Source organism: Rhodomicrobium sp. Az07, from assembly GCF_018619475.1.
GTDB lineage: Bacteria > Pseudomonadota > Alphaproteobacteria > Rhizobiales > Rhodomicrobiaceae > Rhodomicrobium.
The window spans coordinates 192,545-208,777 of the sequence record NZ_JAHFZG010000004.1 but is presented as its reverse complement, the minus strand read 5'-3'; the positions used below and the strand labels follow the sequence as shown (position 1 = coordinate 208,777).

Below are 16,233 nucleotides of genomic sequence, written 5' to 3'. Positions count from 1 at the left end.
CGCGCTTGTCGTTTTTCTACATCTATCGGACCTTCAAGCTCATTCAAGTCAGGCGCTCACGCCAATGCTCGAAAAAACTTACGATCACGCCGCCATCGAACCGCGCATGTCCAAAGCCTGGGAGGACGCAGAAGCCTTCCACGCCGGGAAAGCGCTCGAAGTCAATCCGAAGGCGGAGCCGTATTCGATCGTAATTCCGCCGCCGAACGTGACGGGCTCGCTGCATATGGGCCACGCGCTCAACAACACGTTGCAGGACGTGCTCGCGCGGTTCTACCGCATGCGCGGCCGCGACGTGCTGTGGCAGCCGGGCACCGACCACGCGGGCATCGCGACGCAAAGCCTTGTCGAGCGCCAGTTGATGGAGAAGCAGGAACCATCGCGCCGCGACCTTGGCCGCGAGGAGTTTCTGCGCCGCGTCTGGGCGTGGAAGGAGCATTCCGGCGGCACCATCGTCAACCAGTTGAAGCGGCTCGGCGCCTCATGCGACTGGTCGCGCGAGCGCTTCACCATGGACGAAGGACTGTCGCGCGCCGTCGTCAAGGTGTTCGTCGACCTCTACAATGAGGGCCTGATTTACAAGGACAAGCGGCTCGTCAACTGGGATCCGAAGCTGCAAACCGCGATCTCCGACCTTGAGGTGATCCCGGTCGAGACGAAGGGGCATCTCTGGTATTTCAAGTACCCGATCAAGGACGCGGAAAGCCTCGAACGGAAGTTCGTCGTCGTCGCCACGACGCGCCCCGAAACGATGCTCGGCGATACGGCCGTCGCGGTGAACCCCGAGGACGAGCGCTGGAAGCCCTATATCGGCAAGACTGTCGTGCTGCCGCTGGTCGGCCGCGAAATCCCGATCGTCGCGGATGAGCACGCCGACCCGGAGCAGGGCTCCGGCGCGGTGAAGATCACGCCCGCGCATGATTTCAACGACTTCGAGGTCGGCCGCCGTCACGATTTGCCGCTGATCAACATCTTCGATCAAACCGCACATCTTTCATTCGCGCTTGACAGAGAGTTTTGGAAAAATACGAACTTTGCCAATAAATATGGAGGCGCCGAAGCCGTACGCGATCTTATCGGCGGTATGGACGGCGATCCTGCAGAATACGTCCCGTACAAAATCGACGATCTGGAATTGGATGAACTTCGGAACCTGAACGGGTTGGATCGTTTCATCGCCCGAAAGCGCATCGTTGAAATGATGGAATACAGGGGCTTGCTTGAGAAAGTTGAGCCTCACACCCTCAAGGTCCCCTATGGTGACCGCTCGAATGTGGTCATAGAGCCGTTCTTGACGGTGCAGTGGTATGTCGATGCGAGAACCCTCGCTAAAGAGGCTATCTCTGCTGTCGAAGATGGCCGAACTCAATTCATCCCAGCGAATTGGTCAAAAACTTACTTCGAATGGATGCGTAACATTCAGCCGTGGTGTATTTCGCGGCAACTTTGGTGGGGACACCGTATTCCGGTCTGGTATGGCCCTCTAGGTAGAGAATTTTGCAATACTGTTGAAGATGAGGCAAAAAGGAGCGCCGAATTAGAATTTAAAAAGCCTGTCAAGATAGTGGATCGCGAAGAGGCCCTGAAATTATTTCTTCTGCATACAGCTTACAAAGGCACGACTCCTGTTAGCTTTGAACACGACTTTGTGCCACTCTATCGTGACGAAGACGTGCTCGACACGTGGTTTTCGTCCGGGCTGTGGCCGTTCTCGACGCTCGGCTGGCCCGACGAGACGCCGGAACTCGCGCGCTACTACCCGACATCGGTGCTCGTCACCGGCTTCGACATCATCTTCTTCTGGGTCGCCCGCATGATGATGATGGGCCTGCACTTCAACAAGGAGGTGCCGTTCCGCGACGTCTACATCCACGCGCTCGTCCGCGACGAGAAGGGCGCCAAGATGTCGAAGTCGAAGGGCAACGTCGTCGATCCGCTCTCCGTCATGGACAATTACGGCGCCGACGCGCTGCGCTTTACCATGGCCGCGATGGCGGCGCAGGGCCGCGACGTGAAGCTCTCCATGCAGCGCATCGAGGGGTATCGCAACTTCGCGACGAAGCTCTGGAACGCCGCGCGCTTCTGCGAGATGAACGGCTGCGTGCGGAAAGAAGGCTTCGATCCGGCAGGCGCGAAGCTTACGCTCAACCGCTGGATTTACGCCGAGTCGCAAGCCACGGCAGCCGCCGTCACCGAAGCCATCGAGGCGTACCGCTTCAACGACGCGGCGGGCGCGGTCTATCGTTTCGTGTGGAACCGCTTCTGCGACTGGTATCTCGAATTCGCGAAGCCCGTCTTCATGGGCGACGACGAAGCCGCGAAGGCCGAGACGCAGGCGATGGCGGCGTGGACGCTCGACGAGATCCTGAAGCTCTTGCATCCGTTCATGCCCTTCGTCACCGAGGAGCTTTGGACGGTGACGGGCGAAGAAGGCCCCGCGCGCGAATCGCCGTTGACGCTGGCGTCGTGGCCGGTCCCCGCGAAGGACACGGACGCCAACGCGCTCGCCGAAATCGATTGGGTGATCGACCTCATCAGCGAAATCCGCTCGCTGCGCTCCGAAATGAACGTGCAGCCCGCGACGCTCCTACCGCTCACGCTGTCCGGCGCGACGGAAGACACCAAGGCGCGCGCGGCCCGCTACGAGACGTTCCTGAAGCGCATGGCGCGGCTGTCGGACATCGGCTTCGCGGATGTGCCGCCGCAAGGCTCGGCGCAGTTCGTGCTGGGCGAGGCGACGATGGCGCTGGCGCTGGCGGGCGTGATCGACATCGCGGCGGAGCGCGAGCGGCTGACGAAGGAGATCGGCAAGCACGTGTCCGAGATCACCAAGATCGACGCGCGCTTCGCGAACGAGCAGTTCGTGGCGAAAGCGACCGAAGAGGTGCTGGAGGATAACCGCGAGCGCCGCGCCGAGGCCGAAGCCGCAGCCGAGCGGCTGAAGGCGGCGCTTCAGCGGCTTGCCAACGTTGCCTGACGGCGGTCGATGGCCAAGCTTCTGTAAACGGGTGGCGCGCGTCGCCCGTTTCTTCCGGCTGATTGAGAAATAGTTGGGCCTGGTCAACGCGCCGCCGAAGCCAGTGGACGCGGAGACGCCGCGCCTTTCTTGGCGCCCCACTCCGCGCGTCCGGACCCGCGCAATCGCCCTTTCGCCCCTCAAGCTTGCGCGTGCCTTGCCGACGCCCAATTCGGATGATGGCTTTACCGGCTCTTAACCATCCGACATCAAGGGAGCCGTCTTTTCCGGGCGCGCTCCGCTGAGGGGGATCTTCGGAAATGCATACAGTTCGTTATCGGTCTCTCTGTCTCGCGCTCCTCGGTGCCGCGGCCACGGTGCCGCTCGGTGCCAACGCCGCCGACATCTACCGCGCGCCTGCACCCGCCACATACGCCCCGCTGCCGCCGATTGTTCAGCCCAACACGTGGGCAGGCTTCTACCTCGGCATCAACGGCGGCTACGGCTGGGGCGCGGACGACGATTCGATCAACCTCCCTTCAGGCGCCACCGGCACGCGCGGCGACGTCGAAGGCGGGTTCGGCGGCGGCCAGATCGGCTACAACTTCCAGAGCGGCAATTTCGTCTACGGCCTGGAAACCGACATTCAAGCCGGGCGAATCACCGGCAAGTCCAGCGGACTGGACGGGAACGATGCCTATACAAGCCGCGACACCACCGACTGGTTCGGCACGTTGCGCGCCCGCCTCGGCTACGCCTTCGGCAATACGCTGCTCTTCGGTACGGGCGGCTTCGCCTATGGGGGCGTGAACCAGAAGCTCAACTATGCCGACGTGCTGTTCGACAACAACGACACGCGCACCGGCTGGACCGCGGGCGGCGGCATCGAATACAAGGTTTCGCAAAACTGGTCGCTGAAGGGCGAATATCAGTATGTCGACTTCGGCAAGGAGGATCTGTTCAGCGCCGCCGGCACATCGATCGAAGGCCCGGAAACGTCATTCCATGCCGCCAAGATCGGCCTGAACTATCGCCTTGGCAGCAGTTCGAGCTACGAGCCTTTGAAGTAATACCACGCCACGGCAAGCGGCGATGAAAGCCGCTTGCCGTCACACCTTTTGTGTCTCGCGGTCACGTCTCGACGCGGAGATTGGCACCGCTCGAAACATGTCAGCTCAACGCGGAAAATCGCCGCTTCACCCGCTCGGCCGCGCTGCCTACGATGGCGTCGACGGCGGACGCCTGCTCCACATCGCGAATAGCCTGCGTCAGCGTCCGCTGGCCGGGCAAGCGCTGCGCCTTCACAACCTCTTCAAGCTGCGAACGGTCGAGCCGCCCCAGAAAGGCGCGCGCCTCCTGCTCGCGGCCGGTCATAACCGCCGCCTCGATATGGCATTCGAGGGGATCGAACGTCACGCCGTCGAGCATTGAAGGGGCGTCCGGCGCGGCGCGAGGCGACTGCGCGGCGCGCGGCGACTCGGCGGGTGGACTCCACGATGATGGAGCCCGAGGCACCCATGGCGGCGGGGGCGGCGCATTGCGGGGCGGCGCGAACCGGCTCGCGATGGTTTCGGCGTCAGGCCCTGCGGGAGCGCGGTCGAGGATGCTGTGAAGCGAAGCCTCGACCCGCCGGGCGAAGGCCGGGTTCGCGTCGGCTTCCCTTGCGATGGCTTCGAAAAGCGCGCGCAGCTTCAGAAGCAGCGCCTTCGTCTGCGGCTCGCTCATGCGGCGGCCTCGCGCTCATAACGCAGGATAATGGAGTCGACCGTTTCGCCGCAGAGCGCGCGCACAACGCTCGACGCGGAGCCGTATTTCTCATCGAGCGAAAGCGGGTCGCCGCGATATTCGAAAGCTTCGGCGATGCCGTCGTCCTGCGGGATCGCCGTTCGCATCACCGGATGCGCGGCGGCGACATTGCCGTAATGCAGCCGCTGGAAATTGCCGTCGCGCCAGAAGTTTACGAGGCCGATATAGCGGCGCTTTTCCTTCGGGACGGCCAGCACGGTGTGAAGGTCGCCGCTATCCTCGATCACGGTCGAGATGCGGTCGATGGCGTAGCTCGACACAAAGTCCGGGCGGAAGGGCACGATCACCTTGTGAGCAATGCGGAGCGCCGCCCGCGCGGAGAAGGAAAGGCCGGGCGGGCAGTCGAAAATCACCACGTCGAACGCATCGGCGAAATCTTCGAGCATCGAGCCGAAGCGCGAGATGATGCCTTGCTCGGCGGCGCGAAGGTCTTGCCCGGCGCGCGCGCGGTTGTGAAGCAGCTCGTTCTCCACGTCTTCGAGGTCGAGCGAGCCGCAGAGCACCGAGAGTTGGCCCACCGGCGCTTCGATATCGCCGACATCGTGCAGGATGAACTCGTCCGGGCGAAGTCGCGGGCGGTCGTAGCGCTCGTTGACGAAGTCGGCGATGGTTTTCCCGTCGCGTCGCGCCGAGTCCCACTTTTCGCCGCCGGTCAGGATGATCGACGAATTGCATTGCGTGTCGAGATCCACCACCAGAACGCGCTGCTCGCCCGTCGCGGCGAAGCCATGCGCGAGCATGGTTGTAATCGTCGACTTGCCCACGCCGCCCTTGCGGTTGGCGACTGTCAGGATGATGCCCATCGCGCCCTCTCTTTACGAGACACTCCGGCGCGGATACGCGATTCGGTCAGCCGAGACGTGTCGTTAAGGTTCGCGCGAGCCAAGTGTACACAACTTATGCCCGCGGGTGCGCTTTTGAGTAAGCCTGAAAGAGGCGGTCGCGGTCAACCGCCGTGTAACCCTGGGTAGTCGAAAGGCTTGCATGCCCCAGCAATTCCTGGATGACGCGCAGGTCCGCGCCCCGGCTGAGAAGGTGGGTTGCGAAGGAATGGCGCAGCGCGTGCGGAGTGGCCGTCGCGGGCAGGGCGAGGTTGTTCCGCAGGCGCGCGAGAAGAAGCTGCACGATGCGCGGACTAAGCCGCCCGCCTTTTACGCCAACGAACAGCGGGCCTTGCGGCTCAAGCGTATGCGGGCACTGCTCGATGTAATCGGCGATGGCGGTCTGCGCGACGGGAAGCACCGGCGCGAGGCGTTCGCGGCCGCCCTTGCCCTTGATGCGCAGCACGTCGCGGGGGCCTAGCGGCGCGTCCTTGCGGTTGAGGCCCAGCGCCTCGGAGATGCGAAGCCCCGAGCCGTAGAGGAGAAGCAGCACGGCCTGATCGCGCGCGCCCGTCCATGGATGCGCCGAAAGCTCGCCGTCAAGGGCTGCCTCGTCGAGAACCTCCTTCGCCTTCGCTTCGGTGACGGGCTTCGGCAGGCGCGGCGGCAGCTTCGGCAGGGCGACGGCGAGGATGCTGCGATTTTGCAGCGCGCCCGTGCGTTCGAGCGTGCGGAAGAGCGAGCGCAGCGCCGAGAGCGTGCGCGAGAGGGAGCGGCTTTGCGCGCCCTCGTCGCGCCGGTCGGCGAGGAAGCTGCGGAAATCGTGGGGCGTCAGCGCGTTCAGCCGCGCGAGCGTGACGGGCCGTGCGTCTCGTCCGGCGAGATGGGCGAGGAACTGCCGCGCGTCGCGCTCATAGGCTTCGAGCGTGTTGTCGGCATAGCGGCGCGCGTCGCGGAGATAGGCGAGCCAACCGGCGACCGCGTGACGGACGTCGGGCGCGGCGAAGGTTTCGGGACCATAGGCTTCGTCGCCTTCGCGGCTTTGCGGGTCGTCCCGATCGTCAGGCACAAAAACGCCCTCTCCCTCGTCGGGAGAGGGCTGGAGCGCCGAGCGCTCATCAAACCATGCCTCAGACGGTTCGCAGGTCGTCATCGTTGAGGATCGTCTGGCCCGTCTTCGCCCAGTCGGAGACGAAGGTCGCGAGCCCCTTCTCGGTGAGCGGATGATTGACGAGCATCTTCATGATGGAGGGCGGGATGGTGGAAACGTCCGCGCCGGCAAGGGCTGCGTCCGTCACATGGCGCGGACTGCGCAGCGACGCCGCAAGGATCTCCGTGCCGAAATCCGGGTAGTTGTCGTAGATCTCGCGGATGTCGCGGATGAGGCCGATCCCGTCCTCGCCGATGTCGTCGAGGCGTCCGACGAACGGCGACACGAAGCTTGCACCGGCCTTGGCCGCGAGCAGCGCCTGATTGGCCGAGAAGCACAGCGTCACGTTCACCATCGTGCCTTCGTTCGCGAGCGTGCGGCACGCCTTGAGGCCGTCCCACGTCAGCGGCACCTTCACGGTGACGTTCTCGGCGATGCGCGCGAGCTTGCGGCCTTCCGCGATCATGGTTTCGGCGTCGATGGACGACACCTCGGCGCTGACAGGACCGGGCACGATGGCGCAGATTTCGCGAATCGTTTCGATGAAGTTGCGGCCCGTCTTCGCGATGAGCGACGGGTTCGTTGTCACGCCGTCGAGCAGTCCCTTGTCGGCCAGATCGCGGATTTCGGCTACATCGGCCGTATCGACGAAAAATTTCATGGAAGCCTCCTGTTGGCGAAGGCGCACTTAAGGCGAGTGCGCAACCTAGCCGGTTTGTGGTTTAGATTCTGTTAATCGCCTTGTTACCCGCGCTTAACGCATCACGGCAAGGATAATGGCTGGACCGGTCCGCTTTGGCCGAATCGGGCGGCGGGTTGCCGACTCAGCCGTTAGGCACATTAGAGGCCCCGTGTTGCAAACCCGCGATGCTCTCCAAAATATAGTGCATTACGAGAAAAACCGGAGGTTGCGTGTCTGAAACATCGAGAAGCGGGGGACAGATTCTGGCGGACCAGCTTCGCCTGCATGGTGCGCGGATGATCTTCGGCGTGCCCGGCGAAAGCTATCTCGCGGTGCTGGACGCGCTTTACGATCACGAGCGCGATATGCCCTTTATCGTGTGTCGGCAGGAAGGCGGCGCGGCGATGATGGCGGAAGCCTATGGCAAGCTCACGGGCGAGCCGGGCATCTGCATGGTCACGCGCGGGCCGGGCGCGACGAATGCGAGCGCGGGGCTTCACGTGGCGCGGCAGGATTCGACGCCGATGATCCTCGTCGTCGGGCAGGTGGGCCGTTCCATGCGCGACCGCGAGGCGTTTCAGGAGATTGATTTCCGCCGCATGTTCGGCGAGGTGTCGAAATGGGTGGCCGAAATCGGGGAGGCGGCGCGCATCCCGGAATATGTAGCGCGCGCGTTCGCCACCGCGACGAGCGGGCGACAGGGGCCGGTTGTGCTCGCGGTGCCGGAGGATGTGCTTCGCGAGCGCGCCACCGTGGCCGACGCCGTGCCTTACAGCCGCGTGGAAGCGGCGCCTGCGCGTGCGCAGATGGCGGAGTTTCGCAAGCGCCTTGCGGCGGCAGAGCGCCCGCTGATGATCGTCGGCGGCGGAGGCTGGGACAAGGACGTCGCGCTCAAGATGAAGGCGTTCGCCGAACATGCGGGCCTGCCCGTGGCCGCTTCGTTCCGGCGGCAGAGCTATCTCGACAATACGAGCCCCTGCTACGTCGGCGATCTCGGTATCTCTCTCAACCCGGCGCTGAAACGGCGCATCGCCGACAGCGACCTCATCATCGCGTTCGGCCCGCGCCTCGGCGAAATGCCGAGCCAGGGCTACTCCCTATTCGACATTCCGAAGCCGAAGCAGCCCTTCATCCACATCCATGCGGGCGCGGAAGAACTCGGCCGCGTCTATCAGGCGGATCTTGCCATCAACGCCGGGCCCCACGCTTTCGCGGACGCGCTGGAATATATGCAGCCGCTAAACGGCTCGGGATGGGCGGCATGGCGGGAAAGCGCGCGCGCGGACTACGAGGCGTGGATCGCGCCGGAAAAGACGCCGGGCGCGCTGCAATTGGCCGAGGTGGTGGCTTACCTGCGCGAGACGCTGCCGGGCAACGCGATCATCGCCAACGGCGCGGGCAACTTCGCCGCCTGGGTGCATCGCTTCTACACCTACCGCGAATGCGGCACGGGCCTCGCGCCGATCTCCGGTTCGATGGGCTACGGCGTGCCCGCGGGCGTCGCGGCGAAGCTCGTGCATCCGGGGCGAACGGTCGTGACTTTCGCGGGCGACGGCGATTTCCTCATGACGGGGCAGGAGTTCGCCACTGCAATGCAGTATGGCGCGGCGGTGATCTTTCTCGTCGTGAACAACGGCATGTACGGAACCATCCGCATGCATCAGGAGCGGCATTATCCGGGGCGCGTGTCCGGCACCTCGCTGAAAAATCCCGACTTCGCCGCCTATGCGCGCGCGTTCGGCGGCCATGGCGCGTTAGTCGAGCGCACGGAAGATTTTCCCGCCGCGTTCGAGGCGGCGCGCGCTTCCGGCTTGCCCGCGATCCTCGAATTGCGCATCGATCCGGACGCGATCAACCCGAAGCAGTCGCTCACCGAAATCCGCGCGGCGGCGCTAGGGGAGAAGTCCGTGCCTCGCGACGGCTAAATGGTTTTCGGTGCGGTTACGCCTACAGAGGCTCTTCGCCGAGATGGCCGTCGCTTGTACGGCCCCGGCGCGCCGTCGTCAGTATGATGGCGCCCACCACGAGCAGCATGAGTAGCACGAACACGAGAATGAGCGCCGATTCCTCGATCCAGGCGATGGCGGGCACGGACATCGCCATCACGAGGCCCAGCACACAGGTCTGCCAGGAAAGCGTGTGGACCCCCGCAACAAAGGTGCCGAGCGCGAGCAGCAGCAGGATCGCCAGCCCCGTTGCATCGGTGCTCAACATGCGCTGCACGTCGGAGATGAGCAGCAGGTTCATGGCCACGAGAAAGGCGGTCCAGTGGAGCGCCTGGGTCCACACGAGACGCACGCGGTCGGCGCGCGTATGAGCGTGCGGCCACCCGCTGATGACGCAGACGAGGCCGGTCACGAGCGCGAGAAACTCCCAATAGCCGACGAGCGCCTGTCTCGTCATGCTCGTATAGGCGACGCCGATAAGCGTGAGCACGAGCACGACGACCTGCGGGATGGCCTTGTACAGCACGTGGCTTGTGCGCCGCTCGGCCGCTTCCGCGTCAACGCGGCTTTCAACATCGGAGTCTGCCATGGTGACTGCCCCTGCTTTGAGTCCGGAGCAGTATCGCCGGGAAAGCCTTCGGGACTCTGCCCGCCCGCACCGTGTTTCGATTCAAATTGCGGGGGCGAACGGCGGGAAGCGCCGCAGATTGAGTTCTCGCGCTTGTCGCAACGCGGAATTGGCTCTGTGGCTCTGCTTCGAGTGTGCGCAACGAAAACCGGGTGCGCCTGGACATTCCCAGGCACATCCAGCTTGCTGGCCGCCATCAGGGGCGGGGAAGCTATTTAATCCCGCTCTTCATATTGAGAAGAAATACGGAGATAACTGCCGACAGAACGATGATATCCACCCAGATCCAGACGGGGTCCATGGAAATCCTCCTATTTTGACGCAATCATCAAGTTTAATTCGAGACATCGCGGCCGCGAACTTGATGCGATAAAGCAAAATAGCGCGATTTCGCTTGAAATTGGGCGCAGGTTGTTGCTTCGCATCTCAACTTGATGACATAAAACTACACGATACAATATATCCTAGTAAATAAACCAGTTTCACGCCTTGCGTGCAAATGTGTATGGCAACGCGCGAGCGTTGCTTGGGTCGTTTATATTTTCTGTGTATTTTCCGCTGTTTGCGTCAGCGTTTTGGCGCGATGCGACATTGCGTCTCTCGCTGCGCGACCCCCGATTGCGGGCGGTCGTCGTAAGAGCGTTTATAAAGCAGAGTCTGATGCGTCAGGGTGCATCGACCGACGATCGGTCTTCGTGTCAACGGCTGCGCCAGATGCCGAAGCCCGCCACCGCCGCGAGCGCGGCCGAAATCAGCACGTTGTAACCCGCGAGCGAAATGCCCCAGATGCGGATCGCCGCCTCGTCGCAGCGCACTGCGTTGTTGTTCTGCAACGCCTTGATGAGTGACCCCGTCTTGAGCGTGCCGTCGCCGCCCGCGCAACTGTCCGGCCCCGGCCAGAATTTCCATTCCGCGCCGGCGTGATAGACGCTGAGGCCCGCGTTGTAGAGGAAGCCCAGCACGAGCGCGGCAAGGATCGTCGCGGCGAGCTTCGGAGCGCGCATGGCCAGCCATGCGGCGAGAATGCCGCCCGGAAGCCCCGCGTAATAGGGAACGCGCTCTTCAAGGCAGAGTTGGCAAGGTTCGATGCCCGCAAGCTCGAAAGCCCAGGCCGCGGACAATGCGATGGCGCTCACCGCCGCGATGACGAGAGCGGCGCTCCGCGCATCGAGAAATGCCCGCTCGCGGGAAGCTGTTGCCGAATTATATGACATATCGAACGATCAGAAATCCCGAGACGATCACCGCCGCGAAGCCCGCCGTCACCATTTCGAGGCGGCGTTCGAGGAACTCGCGGATCGGTTCGCCGTAGATATGGAGCAGTGTGGCTTCAAGGAAGAAGCGCATGCCCCGGGTGATGATGGAAAGTAGCACGAACAACCAGAAATCGTAACCCGCGAAGCCGCTTGCGATGGTCACGAGCTTGAAGGGAATGGGCGTCAGGCCCTTGATGAGGATGATCCACGCGCCCCACTCGGCGTAGGTGGCGCGGAACGCCTCCATGTTCTGGCCATAGCCGTAGAAGTCGATGATCCATTTGCCGAGCGTGTCGTAAAGCAGCGCGCCGATGGCATAGCCGACGATGCCGCCGACAACCGACGCCGCCGTACACCACGCCGCAAGCTTGAAAGCGCGCTCGCGCTGCGCCAACACCATCGGAATAAGCAGCGCATCCGGCGGGATCGGAAAGAAAGAGCTTTCCGCGAAGGACACCAGCACGAGCGCGAGCAGGGCGTTTGGCCCTTCCGCGAGGCGCATGGTTTTTTCATACAGGCGTCGAAGCATGAGCGGGGCTTTCGGAAATGCTGCCGCCGGATAGCCCGGTCCGCTCCGCTCGTCATGCCGGAGCCTTGTCTTCGCATGCGCTTGCGTTACGAAATGTGCAACAATAAGGCTGAGGCAGGTGCGAATGTCCCGAGTGAGCGTAACTTATCGTGTGCGTGGCGACGCGGCCTCGATCGAGGAAAGGGCGGCGGCGCTCGCGATCGAGCAGAGCGTTGAGATGCCGCTCGATGCCATAGCCGATGCGCGCATCCGCCGCGACATCGTGGGCGAAGTGCAGGGCATCAGCGAGGCGAAACCGGGTCTGTTCGAGGTCCGGATCGGGCTTGCGGCCGACACGACGGGCTACGAGGCGGGGCAGCTTCTCAACATGCTGTTCGGCAACAGTTCGATTCAGCCGGACGTGACGCTCGTCGACGCGGAGATTCCGGAAGCCATGGCGCGGGCGTTCGGCGGCCCGAACCTCGGCACCGAAGGGCTACGCGAGAAGGTCTGCGCGGGCGCTCGCGCGCTCGCCTGCGCCGCGCTGAAGCCGCAGGGCCTTTCGCCTGACGAACTCGCCGCGCTTGCCGCCCGGCTTGCTGGCGGCGGCATCGATGTCATCAAGGACGACCACGGCCTTGCCGATCAGATTTACAGCCCGTTCGCGGACCGGGTGAAGGCCGTGGCCGAAGCGGTGCGCGAGACGAATGCGCGGACTGGCTACGCCACGCTCTATGCGCCGAATGTGTCCGGCAGCTTCGACGCGGCGGCGGATCAGATCGCGCTCGCGGAGGCGGAAGGCATCGAGGCCGTGCTCATCGAGCCGATGCTGATGGGCGTATCGAACTTCCATCGTCTCACGCGCCTGTTCTCGAATGTCGCGTTCATCGCGCATCCCGCCATGGCGGGCGCGGCCCGCATCGCGCCGCCGTTCCTGCTCGGCACGCTGTTCCGCCTCTTCGGCGCGGATGTCACCATCTACCCGAACTACGGCGGCCGCTTCAGCTATTCACCCGAAACCTGCCGTGCCATCGCGGAAGCCGCGCGGAGGCCCTGGGCGGGGCTCAAGCCCTGCTGCCCGTGCCCGGCTGGCGGCATGACGCTTCAGCGCGTGGACGAACTGCTGGATTTCTACGGCGCGGACACCATGTTGCTCATCGGCGGCAGCCTGCTCGCGGCGCGCGAGCGCATGACGGAAGAGGCGGCCGCGTTTCAGGCGCGCGTGGTGCGCCATTTCGAGGGAGCGCCAGAATGACGGATCGCGAGCGCTCCAACATCCGCGATGCGGCAGCCGAAGGCTTCCGCTGGGAGGGCGTCGACCTTCTCGCCTACAAGCAAGAAGGCAGCGCGCCGTTCAAGGCGATCACGCGGCAGGTGCTGTTCCAGCGGCCCGAGCTTGCCTGCGAGCTTCGCTATTTCGAGATGGCGCCGGGCGGCCATTCCACCTTCGAGCGGCACGAGCATGCGCATGGCGTGATGATCTTTCGCGGGCGCGGGCTGTGTCTCGTCGGCGAGGAGGTGCGCGAGGTGGCGGCGCCCGACCTCGTTTTCATCCCGCCGATGATCTGGCACCAGTTCCGCGCGAACGTGGGCGAGCCGTTCGGCTTCCTGTGCATGGTGAACGCCGAGCGCGACAAGCCGCAAGTGCCGACCCCGGAACAACTGGCGGAGTTGAAGAAGAACTCCGCCATCGCAGCTTTCCTCGCGGAAGCGGAGTAGCCGGGCGGGCGCGCATCACTTCCCGAGCGCGGCCACCATCGCGGCGACGGCCTTCATCTGCGGCGCTTCCTTCGTGAGGAAATCGAGCCCGGTATAGCCCCACCAGTCCCAGCAGGCTTTGGGGTTTGCGCTCGACGGTTCAACCTGCGGGAACAGCACGATCAGACGGTTCGTCGCGGCCCAATCCGCGAAGCCCGACTTTTTCGTCACCGCATCGCCGACGAGTGCGCGCGTTTGCCTGCATCCGTGGAAAACCACATGCACGCGGCAGCCGCCATCGCGGCAGGCGCGCGGCACGTAGACCACGCCTTCCTCGGCCATGGTCGCGTCGAGCGTGGCATAGGGGCGTTGGTCGAAGGCGACGAAATCGGCGTCGGCGTCGCCCTTCGGTTCGAGGGAGCCAAGGAGGAAGCGCAAGATCGCCTCGGCCTGATCGTATCGGCAATTGTTGACGAACGGCGGCTCGGACAATTCGCACGCATTGCCCGTGCTCGCCGTCGCAAACGCGTGGCCGCCCTCGCCGCCCGACACGAAGTCGATGTTCATATCGGGCACGCCCGCCGCGAGATAGAAGTCGCGCGCGGCCTCGACCACGGCGAGCGCGACCGTGCGGTCGTTCGCGCCGGAATAGAGATAGATCTTCGCCGTCTTGAGGTTCGAGAGCGGATCGATAGCGCCCGCGTCGGCGAGGGTCTTCGCCTGCGCCAGCAGCCGCTTCGCATCCAGCACGCCGAGCGAGGACAGGTAATCGGCCATGCATCCGTTTTGCGCCTGCGCGGTGTTCAGCGCGAGCGCAGCCGGAAAGAAGGGGACGGCTTTCGCGCCCGCGCTCATGGCGCATCCGAACGGCCCGGCCGCTACGATACCGGCTCCCTTGACGCGGTCCGAAAAGGCAACCTGGAACTGCCCGGCCATGTATCCGCCGGATGAGAGCCCCGATACGGTCTGCCTCGATATGTCGGCCTTGAGCGCGGGCAAGCCGTCAGCCGCGATGGCTGTGCATCCTGCCGCCGCCAACGCTGACGCCGCCGCCGCCGTTTTCGCCATCCGGGCAAGCCACCTCACCGGAAGAGCCAGCCTAAAATGCTAGGGCCGCCGCGACGCCCGCCGCTGCCGCCGCCAAACACCGACGACAAGGGGTTTTCGTCACGCCGCACGGCCACCGGCGCTTCCTGCCGCGGCTTTCTCAGATCGTAGACGCTCGAAAGCCCGTCGGTATCCGTTACGGTGACGGCATATTGCGTCCATGCCCATTTCGACTTTTCATCGCCCGTAATGTAAGGCTCGATGCCCGCCACCTGGGCGCGGGACAGGTCGATGATGGCGACATATTCATGAGGAAGGGCGCCCTTCTCTCCCGAGCGGTAGCGCAGAAGTCCGATCCCGGCGAGCGTATCCTTCAGCAGCGTCCATTCGAGAATCTCCGGAGGCGCCGCGCCTTGCGTTTCGAGCATCACCGGCATTTTCGGATAGCGTTCGTTCAGCGCGATATGATAGCCGGGCGACGAGCGGAAAATCTCCCAGCCGTCGACGGCGGGGGCGAGCGGCTTCACCACGGCGTCGGCCGTTTCGCCGCTCGCGGTCTTGTAGCCGTCGCGCAGGTCGCGATTGAGCGGGTCGAATTCGAGCGCCTTGCGGTAATCTGCGATGGCCTCGTCGCGGCGCCCGCCGCGCTCACGATAGCTGCCTCGGTAGCGATAGGCCTCCGCATGGGAGGGGGCGAGTTCGATGGCCCTCGAGAGATCCTCGTCCGCGCCTTCCGCGTCGCCGGTTCCGTATTTCGCCTGACCGCGCCAGAACCAGGCGTCGGCGGCTTTTGCATCGAGCGAGATCGCGTGGTTCAGGTCCTCCAGCGCGAGGTCCGCCCGCTTGCGTTCGAGATTCAGCGAAGCGCGTCCGATCAGCGCCGGAACATTGTCGGGAGCGAGTTCGACGGCCTTCGAGAAATCGCGAAACGCCTGCGTCCAGCGCCTTTCCTTCGCATGGGCTTGACCGCGCGCCACATAGAGCGCCGCGTTATCGGGTGCGAGGGCGATCACCTTGTCGAGATCGCGCGCGGCCTCGTCGTTCCGCTTCAACGCCGCATAGATTGCCGCGCGGTTCTGATAGGCGGGCGCGAACTGCGCGTTCAGGGCGATGGCGCGGTTCAGATAGCGAAGCCCGGTATAGAGGCGGCCCGAGCCGGCCGCGATCCGCCCGCAGCCGTTCAGCGGTATGGAGCTTGCCGGCATCAGTTCAACCGCCTTGCGGAAGTCCTTCTCGGCCGCTTCGGGGCGGTTGAGTTTCTGACTCGCATTGGCGCGATTCGCATAGGCGGCGCCGAAATCGGGGGAAAGCGCCACCGCGCGGTCGAAATCCCTGAACGCTTCCTCGGGTCGGTTCAACTCCAGAAACACGTTGCCGCGATTGTTATAGGCGAGCGCGTAGTCCGGGTTGAGCGATACCGCCTTTGTGAAATCGGCGGCGGCTTCGTCGAGTTGATTCAGGCGCCATTTCGCCACGCCGCGATCGCTGAGGATGGTTGCCTGACGCGCTGGCGGCAGGCCCGCCTCGCGCAGCGCCTCGTCATAGGCCGACACGGCGAGGTCGTATCGTCCGCGAAGAAGCGCCGAGCTTCCTTCCTGCGCCTTGAGCGCGCTCTTGTCCGGCGCGGCCATCGCCTGCCCTGTGATACCGAATGCCAAGGCTGCCGCGCTCAGGATCGAGGCGGCAGCGACGGCCGCGCCTGTGCGCCGAATATCAAGAAACGCGGCTTTACCGT

At 64.1% G+C, this 16,233-nt stretch carries 14 protein-coding genes; 5 read left to right on the top strand and 9 right to left on the bottom strand.

What is annotated here, in order from left to right; translation table 11 throughout:
- The first annotated feature begins 64 nt into the window (after nt 1-64).
- Complete coding sequence (locus tag KKP04_RS04810; protein ID WP_215027522.1) at nt 65-2,977, top strand: valine--tRNA ligase; 2,913 nt, start codon at nt 65-67, stop codon at nt 2,975-2,977.
- Between the two features lie 299 nt (nt 2,978-3,276).
- Nucleotides 3,277-4,026, top strand: coding sequence for an outer membrane protein (locus KKP04_RS04805; RefSeq protein ID WP_215027514.1), 750 nt, complete (start codon nt 3,277-3,279; stop codon nt 4,024-4,026).
- A gap of 100 nt (nt 4,027-4,126) precedes the next feature.
- Here KKP04_RS04805 and KKP04_RS04800 read toward each other — a convergent pair whose 3' ends face one another.
- The 4 genes from KKP04_RS04800 to fsa form a co-directional block, all read right to left on the bottom strand.
- Nucleotides 4,127-4,681, bottom strand: coding sequence for a hypothetical protein (locus KKP04_RS04800; RefSeq protein WP_215027512.1), 555 nt, complete (start codon nt 4,679-4,681; stop codon nt 4,127-4,129).
- On the bottom strand, nt 4,678-5,565 hold the full coding sequence (locus KKP04_RS04795) for a ParA family protein (protein ID WP_215027510.1): 888 nt from the start codon (nt 5,563-5,565) through the stop codon (nt 4,678-4,680). Before KKP04_RS04795 ends, KKP04_RS04800 begins: the two co-directional genes overlap by 4 nt.
- A gap of 94 nt (nt 5,566-5,659) precedes the next feature.
- Nucleotides 5,660-6,652 carry a tyrosine recombinase XerC gene (locus tag KKP04_RS04790; protein WP_371818700.1) on the bottom strand — a complete coding sequence of 331 codons (993 nt, stop codon included), beginning with the start codon at nt 6,650-6,652 and terminating at the stop codon, nt 5,660-5,662.
- A 61-nt stretch (nt 6,653-6,713) separates the two neighbouring features.
- Nucleotides 6,714-7,394: a fructose-6-phosphate aldolase gene (fsa, locus tag KKP04_RS04785; protein WP_215027506.1), complete on the bottom strand. Its 681-nt coding sequence runs from the start codon at nt 7,392-7,394 to the stop codon at nt 6,714-6,716.
- A gap of 251 nt (nt 7,395-7,645) precedes the next feature.
- Between fsa and KKP04_RS04780 the strand changes: the two genes are divergently transcribed.
- Nucleotides 7,646-9,340, top strand: a complete 1,695-nt coding sequence (locus KKP04_RS04780; RefSeq protein WP_215027504.1) for a thiamine pyrophosphate-binding protein — start codon at nt 7,646-7,648, stop codon at nt 9,338-9,340.
- 22 nt (nt 9,341-9,362) lie between these two features.
- Here the strand turns inward: KKP04_RS04780 and KKP04_RS04775 are convergent, their stop codons facing one another.
- From KKP04_RS04775 to KKP04_RS04765, 3 genes are all read right to left on the bottom strand, one after another.
- Nucleotides 9,363-9,950 (bottom strand): hypothetical protein, encoded by a 588-nt coding sequence (locus tag KKP04_RS04775; protein WP_215027502.1) that lies wholly within the window; start codon nt 9,948-9,950, stop codon nt 9,363-9,365.
- A gap of 737 nt (nt 9,951-10,687) precedes the next feature.
- Complete coding sequence (locus tag KKP04_RS04770) at nt 10,688-11,203, bottom strand: disulfide bond formation protein B (RefSeq protein ID WP_215027500.1); 516 nt, start codon at nt 11,201-11,203, stop codon at nt 10,688-10,690.
- Complete coding sequence (locus KKP04_RS04765; RefSeq protein WP_215027498.1) at nt 11,193-11,774, bottom strand: YqaA family protein; 582 nt, start codon at nt 11,772-11,774, stop codon at nt 11,193-11,195. Before KKP04_RS04765 ends, KKP04_RS04770 begins: the two co-directional genes overlap by 11 nt.
- Nucleotides 11,775-11,898: 124 nt before the next feature.
- Here KKP04_RS04765 and KKP04_RS04760 point away from each other — a divergent pair, with 124 nt between their 5' ends.
- Complete coding sequence (locus KKP04_RS04760) at nt 11,899-13,008, top strand: RuBisCO large subunit C-terminal-like domain-containing protein (protein ID WP_215027495.1); 1,110 nt, start codon at nt 11,899-11,901, stop codon at nt 13,006-13,008.
- Nucleotides 13,005-13,472 (top strand): cupin domain-containing protein, encoded by a 468-nt coding sequence (locus KKP04_RS04755; protein ID WP_215027493.1) that lies wholly within the window; start codon nt 13,005-13,007, stop codon nt 13,470-13,472. Before KKP04_RS04760 ends, KKP04_RS04755 begins: the two co-directional genes overlap by 4 nt.
- 15 nt (nt 13,473-13,487) lie before the next feature.
- Here the strand turns inward: KKP04_RS04755 and KKP04_RS04750 are convergent, their stop codons facing one another.
- Both KKP04_RS04750 and KKP04_RS04745 read right to left on the bottom strand, forming a co-directional pair.
- Nucleotides 13,488-14,519, bottom strand: coding sequence for a poly(3-hydroxybutyrate) depolymerase (locus KKP04_RS04750; protein ID WP_215027491.1), 1,032 nt, complete (start codon nt 14,517-14,519; stop codon nt 13,488-13,490).
- Nucleotides 14,520-14,533: 14 nt separating this feature from the next.
- Nucleotides 14,534-16,156: a tetratricopeptide repeat protein gene (locus KKP04_RS04745; RefSeq protein WP_215027489.1), complete on the bottom strand. Its 1,623-nt coding sequence runs from the start codon at nt 16,154-16,156 to the stop codon at nt 14,534-14,536.
- Nucleotides 16,157-16,233: the final 77 nt, after the last annotated feature.

Excerpts from the sequence above, each read along its gene's own strand:
- KKP04_RS04760 (WP_215027495.1), top strand. The coding sequence starts at position 11,899 with ATGTCCCGAGTGAGCGTAACTTATCGTGTGCGTGGCGACGCGGCCTCG.
- KKP04_RS04775 (WP_215027502.1), bottom strand. The coding sequence starts at position 9,950 with ATGGCAGACTCCGATGTTGAAAGCCGCGTTGACGCGGAAGCGGCCGAG.
- KKP04_RS04805 (WP_215027514.1), top strand. The coding sequence starts at position 3,277 with ATGCATACAGTTCGTTATCGGTCTCTCTGTCTCGCGCTCCTCGGTGCC.
- KKP04_RS04810 (WP_215027522.1), top strand. The coding sequence starts at position 65 with ATGCTCGAAAAAACTTACGATCACGCCGCCATCGAACCGCGCATGTCC.
- KKP04_RS04770 (WP_215027500.1), bottom strand. The coding sequence starts at position 11,203 with ATGTCATATAATTCGGCAACAGCTTCCCGCGAGCGGGCATTTCTCGAT.
- fsa (WP_215027506.1), bottom strand. The coding sequence starts at position 7,394 with ATGAAATTTTTCGTCGATACGGCCGATGTAGCCGAAATCCGCGATCTG.
- KKP04_RS04795 (WP_215027510.1), bottom strand. The coding sequence starts at position 5,565 with ATGGGCATCATCCTGACAGTCGCCAACCGCAAGGGCGGCGTGGGCAAG.
- KKP04_RS04750 (WP_215027491.1), bottom strand. The coding sequence starts at position 14,519 with ATGGCGAAAACGGCGGCGGCGGCGTCAGCGTTGGCGGCGGCAGGATGC.
- KKP04_RS04755 (WP_215027493.1), top strand. The coding sequence starts at position 13,005 with ATGACGGATCGCGAGCGCTCCAACATCCGCGATGCGGCAGCCGAAGGC.
- KKP04_RS04800 (WP_215027512.1), bottom strand. The coding sequence starts at position 4,681 with ATGAGCGAGCCGCAGACGAAGGCGCTGCTTCTGAAGCTGCGCGCGCTT.
- KKP04_RS04765 (WP_215027498.1), bottom strand. The coding sequence starts at position 11,774 with ATGCTTCGACGCCTGTATGAAAAAACCATGCGCCTCGCGGAAGGGCCA.